The following is a 5,289-nucleotide window of genomic DNA, read 5'->3' on the forward strand; positions in this document are numbered from 1 at the left end:
GCCGACGATGTCGGTGAGCTGGGCCACGGTGGCGTTGGCGTCATCGCGCATGCGGGCGAACACGCCGTGGAAATCGCCGTCCATGCGCGCGGTCAAGTCGCCCTGGGCGATGGCCTGCAGCAGCGCCGAGGTCTCGGCCAGGTTTTCGTCGGTGACTTCCATCAGCTGGTTGATGCCTTCGACCATGTCGCGGAAGTCGTACTGGTACTGCCCGACATCGCCGCGCTGGCTGAAATCGCCCGACGCCGCGGCCAGCGACAGCCGCTTGATTTCGGCGTTGATCGCCGACAGGCTGGCCTTGGTGGCGTCCATGGCTTCGGTGATGGCGGCTTTTTCGCCGGGCAGGCGGTCCATGTCCACCGACAGGTCGCCGATGGCGTAATGCTTCATGACTTCGATCAGGCGGTTCTGCACTTCCACATGCGAGCCGACCAGCGCATTGGTGTCGCGCACCATGCGGCCGTAGTCGCCGGGGAAGGCGCCATCGTCCATGCGGAAACCCATCTGGCCTTCGTCATGGCGGGCCGCCATTTCGCCCTGCGCGGCGATGACCGCCTGCACCTGCGACTGCATGCGCTGCATGGCCGCCATCAACTGGCCGATCTCGTCCTGGCGGGCGGTGTCGATCTTGCCGTCGAGCTTGCCGGCGGCCACGTCGTTGGCCACGCTGACGGCCTCGCCCACCGACTTGGCGATGGCGCGGGCGAAGAACCAGGCCAGGGTCAGGCCGCCGGCGATGCCGACCAGCAGCATCACGAGAGTCAGCGTACTGCTGGCCTTGAAGGTGCCGACGGCGCCCTGGCGGCCTTCCTGCGACTGCTGCTCGACCTCGGCCAGCAGGGTGGCCAGCGCGTCGGCGGCCTTCATGTGCTGGTCGCGGGTGGAGCCGATGAAGGTATCCACGGCGTCGTCCTCCAGCCCCAGATCCAGCATTTCCTGGACTTCGGCGTAGGACTGCCGTGCGCCCTTCCATTCCTTCACGAACAGATCGTAGGCCTGCTTCTCTTTCGGGCCGCTGATCAGCGGGGCGTATTGGCGGATGTCGGCATCGATCTCTTCGGCCGTCTTGGCGGCGCGCACCTTGGCATCCTCCTTCACGGCGGCGCTGGCGCGCACCATGCTGCGGTAGGAGGCGCTGCGGTATTCGCTGATCAGGGCGCGCAGCTCGCCTGCGGACTTGACGCTGGGGACGATGTTGTCGGTCACCGCGGTGGTGGCGCCGTTCAACGAGTTCAGGCCGACGATGGCGGCGATGCCCTGGACGAGCATCAAGGCCAGCACGACGCCGAAGGCCAGCAGCATCTTCGTCGTCAGTTTGAGATCTTTGATCCGCTGCATGAGGTTCTGTTTCCTGTATCGGGGCGCGAGCAGCGCCGCCTGCGGGACGATAAGGACGAAGCGGGGCCCTGGCGGGCCCCGCTAGGCAAGCTGGATCAGCGGATCGTCGCCAGCTTCAGATTGGCCGGGGAGCTGACCACGATCTCCGCGCGCGAAGCGTCGCGCTGGATGTCGCCGATCACGCAGACATCCTTGCCTTCCAGCGTTTCCGGGGCCGGCTTGAACTTGGCGCGGTCGGCGCCAGGAATGCGCGCGGTGAAGGTATGGCGCGGGAAGCTGCCGCCCATGTACAGGAAGGTCGGCGTGCCTTCGGAGTTCTCCGCAAAACGCGCCTTGCCGACGGTGCCGCAGACGATGCCGCTCTTGCCGGCGAAACGCACGGCCATGTCGGCCGGGATGGCGTTGTCGACCTGGGACTGGCCGGTGGCCTGCGGGGCGGACAGCAACGCGGCGGCGGCGACGGCCAGCGACAGGGACAGCACGTAGGTGGGTTTCATGCAGGTTCTCCAGAAAGTGATGCCATGGGGCGGAGGAGGTGGGAGGGTTCGAAGCCTGTCATCGGCGGTGGCGGCGGAAACTTGAGCGGCGCGGCGGGGCGCGGAACTGGAATATGCTGCGACTGCGAGATGCATCACATTTTTTTGCGTCCGGCTGCCGGTCGAGCCGATCGTTCAGTCCAGTTCGGCCGGCGCGGTCGCGGCCGCGCCGGCGCCGCGCCGCTTTCCCGTGCGGCCGGAGCGGGCGGGCTCTGCCGACGGCTGCGCTTCCGGGCCGTCGCTGGCGCAGGCGAATTCGTTCTGCAGCAGCCACTGTTCCAGCGCCGGCGCGGACAGCGATTCGGAAAACAGGAAGCCCTGCAGGACCGGGCATCCCTGTTCGGCCAGGAAGCGGTGCTGGGATGCGGTTTCGACGCCTTCGGCCACCACTTTCATGCCCAGGCTTTCGCCGATGCGCAGCACCGAAGTGGTCAAGGTGCGGGCGATGGCGCTGGTGTCGATATCGCGGACGAAGCTCTGGTCCAGTTTCAGCTCGTAGATCGGCAGGCGGTGCAGATGGCTGAGGCTGGAATAGCCGGTGCCGAAATCGTCCAGCGACAACCGCACGCCCATGGCGTAGATCGCCTCGATGTTGTCCAGCACGTCGGGGTCCGGGTCCAGCATCACGCTCTCGGTGATTTCCAGCGTCAGGTCGTCAGGCACCAGGCCGTGCGCGTCCAGCGTGCGGGCAATCAGCGCCGACAGATCCGGATCGCGGAAGTTGATTGCCGAGATATTGACCGACACCCTTGGCACGTTGACGCCGCGCTTGCGCCAGTGCGCCATCTGCGCGCAGGCCTGGCGCAGCACCCAGATGCTGAGTTCGCTGATCAGTCCGCTTTCCTCGGCGACCGGAATGAAGCGCGCGGGCGGGATCGCGCCCAGCTCCGGATGCTGCCAGCGCAGCAGCGCTTCCACGCCGTAGATCCGGGTCCCCTGGCCGCCGCGGACCTGCGGCTGGTATTCCAGTTGCAGCTGCTGCAGCCGCAGCGCATCGCGCAGCGCGGTTTCCAGCGATACCCGTTCCTGCGCCACCTTGTTCATGTCGCCGCTGAAGAAGCGGAAGCTGCCGCCGCCTTCGCCCTTGGCCCGGTACATCGCCATGTCGGCATGGCGGACCAGCAGTTCGATGTCGCGGCCGTCGTCGGGATACATGGCCACGCCGATGCTGGCGCTGGGATGCAGCGTCATCAGCCCGACCGTGGTGGGCAGGGCGATGGCGCTGAGCAGGCGTTCGGCCATGCTGCCGGCCTGCTCGGCGCTGCAATGCGGCAGCACGGCGACGAATTCGTCGCCAGCCTGGCGGCCGATGATGTTGATGCCGGCCATCTCTTCGCCCAGCCGCAGCGCGATATCGCGCAGCAGCCCGTCGCCGGCCGCATGGCCCTGCGCGTCGTTGATCAGTTTGAAACGATCCAAATCGATGAACAACACGGCGGCCGGTGCGTTCATCTGGCCGGCGTTGGCCAGCGCCTGTTCGGCCTTGGCGCTGAACATGATGCGATTGGGCAGGCCGGTCAGGGTGTCGTAGAAGGCCAGCTGGTGCACCCGTTCGTTGGCGTGCTCGCGTTCCATCGCCAGCGCGCACAGGTGCAGGCAGGTGTCGATCAGGCGTGCGTGCAGTTCGTCCGGGCCGCGCGGTTCGCGGTAGTAGAACGTCATCGTGCCGAGCACGCGACCGTTGCTGGACTTGATGGGGTTGGTCCAGCTGGCCTGCAGCCCATGCGGCAACAACAGGTGCCGGTAATCGGCGCAGACCGGATCGGTGGCGATGTCGGCGACCAGCAGCGGTTTGCCGCGCCAGGCGGTGGCGCCGCTGGAACCGGCGTTCGGGCCGATGCAGGTGTTGGCGATCTGTTCGCGCATCGCCGGCGGCAGGCCGGGCGCGGCCAGCGGCCGCAGGCGGCCGTCGGGTTCCACTGCGACGATCGAGGCGACCACCTCGGGCGCGATATGTTCCACCTCGCGGCAGATCAGGGTCATCACGTCCGCCATCGACGCGTCCCTCACCACCGCGTTCAGCACCTTCTGGTGCATCACCTGGTGCATCTTGGTGTGGGTGATGTCGGTCAGCACGCTGACCAGGCCCACCAGATGGCCGTGTTCGTCCTGGACCGGATTGATCGCGGCCGAAACCCACAGCGGCCTGCCGGACTTGGCGTACAGCAGCACCTCGGCCTGCAGGCTCTCGCATGCGGCCAACGCAGCGTCGACGCGTTCGTTGAGATTGGGTTCGGTGTGCGGACCCGACAGCACCTGCGCCGGCGTCCGGCCCTGCATGTCCTCCAGGCCGTAGCCGAACATGCGGCTGAAGCCGCGATTGACGTAGACCACGCTGCGGTCCGGTGCGCTGACGAAGATGGCGTTGTCGCTCTTGTCCACCACCAGCGACAGTTCCCGCATGCGCTGCTGCTGCGCCTGCTGGTGGGTGATGTCGCGCACGAACACGGTGAAGTACGAATCGCCGCTGGTGCCGATGCGCGATACCGATACCGACACCATGCAGGTGTCGCCGCCGGCACGGCGGATCGCCAGGTTGCGGCGGTTGCCCGCCATCCTGTCCGGGCAGCCGGAATGTTCGAGCGCGCCGGCCGCTTCCTGCGCATGCGGCATGGGGCAGGGCAGCACGGTCTCCAGCGACTGTCCCAGCACCGACTGGCGCGGCTTGCCCCAGAGGCTTTCCGCCGCCTGGTTGAACAGCACGATACGGCTGTCCTGATCGATCAGCAGCGCCGCGTCGACCGACTGTTCCAGTACCTGCGACAGGATTTCGTAGGTCTGGTCCGGGGTTGCGGGTGCCGTTTGTTGCGTGTTTACGGCCGTGGGCAACATGCGATTCCTTCAACGCAGGGTGGTCGTGCGTGGCAACCTGACCGGCGAATCACAAGCGAGAATGCTTTCATCTGCCGCCAGTTCGGACCGTACCTGTCCCGGTATCGGCCGCTTCGAAGATTGCTTGAGGGCGGCGGCGGAGGTTGGCGCCGGTTCCGAGCGCAGACAGGAGCGGCCTCCGGCCGCGAGCGTTTCGCGGCATGCCAAAAGCTTGCGCCGGAGACGGCGCTCCTGCCGCGCCGTTTGTGCCTGTTGCGGTGGCTCAGAACTCCTGCCAGTCGCCGCCTTCGGCCAGGGCCGGTTCGGCGCGGCGCGGCGGAGCGGGCTTGGCCGCGTGGGCGACCGGCCTGGCCGGTTTGGCCGGTGCCGCGGCCACCGCGGCCGGTGCGCGTTTTGCAGCGCGCATGCCGGCGCCGTTGTTGAGGCGGAAGATGGCCACGGTGGCGGCCAGTGCGCCGGCCTGTTCTTCCATGGCGCGGGCGGCAGCGGAGGCTTCCTCGACCAGGGCGGCGTTCTGCTGGGTGGTTTCGTCCATCTGGGTGATGGTCTGGTTGACCTGTTCGATGCCGGCGGACTGTTCCTG

At 67.2% G+C, this 5,289-nt stretch carries 3 protein-coding genes and 1 pseudogene; all 4 read right to left on the reverse strand.

The annotated features are described in order from the left end of the window. On the reverse strand, window positions 1-1,338 hold a 1,338-nt coding region (locus tag CRO39_RS20100; RefSeq protein WP_244904273.1), incomplete at its 3' end, for an MCP four helix bundle domain-containing protein. A gap of 95 nt (window positions 1,339-1,433) precedes the next feature. Beyond that, window positions 1,434-1,835 (reverse strand): hypothetical protein, encoded by a 402-nt coding sequence (locus CRO39_RS20105; RefSeq protein WP_162125979.1) that lies wholly within the window; start codon window positions 1,833-1,835, stop codon window positions 1,434-1,436. Between the two features lie 174 nt (window positions 1,836-2,009). After that, window positions 2,010-4,703: an EAL domain-containing protein gene (locus CRO39_RS20110; RefSeq protein WP_244904274.1), complete on the reverse strand. Its 2,694-nt coding sequence runs from the start codon at window positions 4,701-4,703 to the stop codon at window positions 2,010-2,012. 265 nt (window positions 4,704-4,968) lie between these two features. After that, a pseudogene (locus CRO39_RS20115) lies at window positions 4,969-5,289 on the reverse strand (methyl-accepting chemotaxis protein); the annotation flags it as partial.

The sequence above is a fragment of the Pseudoxanthomonas wuyuanensis genome (assembly GCF_900215535.1).
In the GTDB taxonomy this organism is placed as follows: Bacteria; Pseudomonadota; Gammaproteobacteria; order Xanthomonadales; family Xanthomonadaceae; genus Pseudoxanthomonas_A; species Pseudoxanthomonas_A wuyuanensis.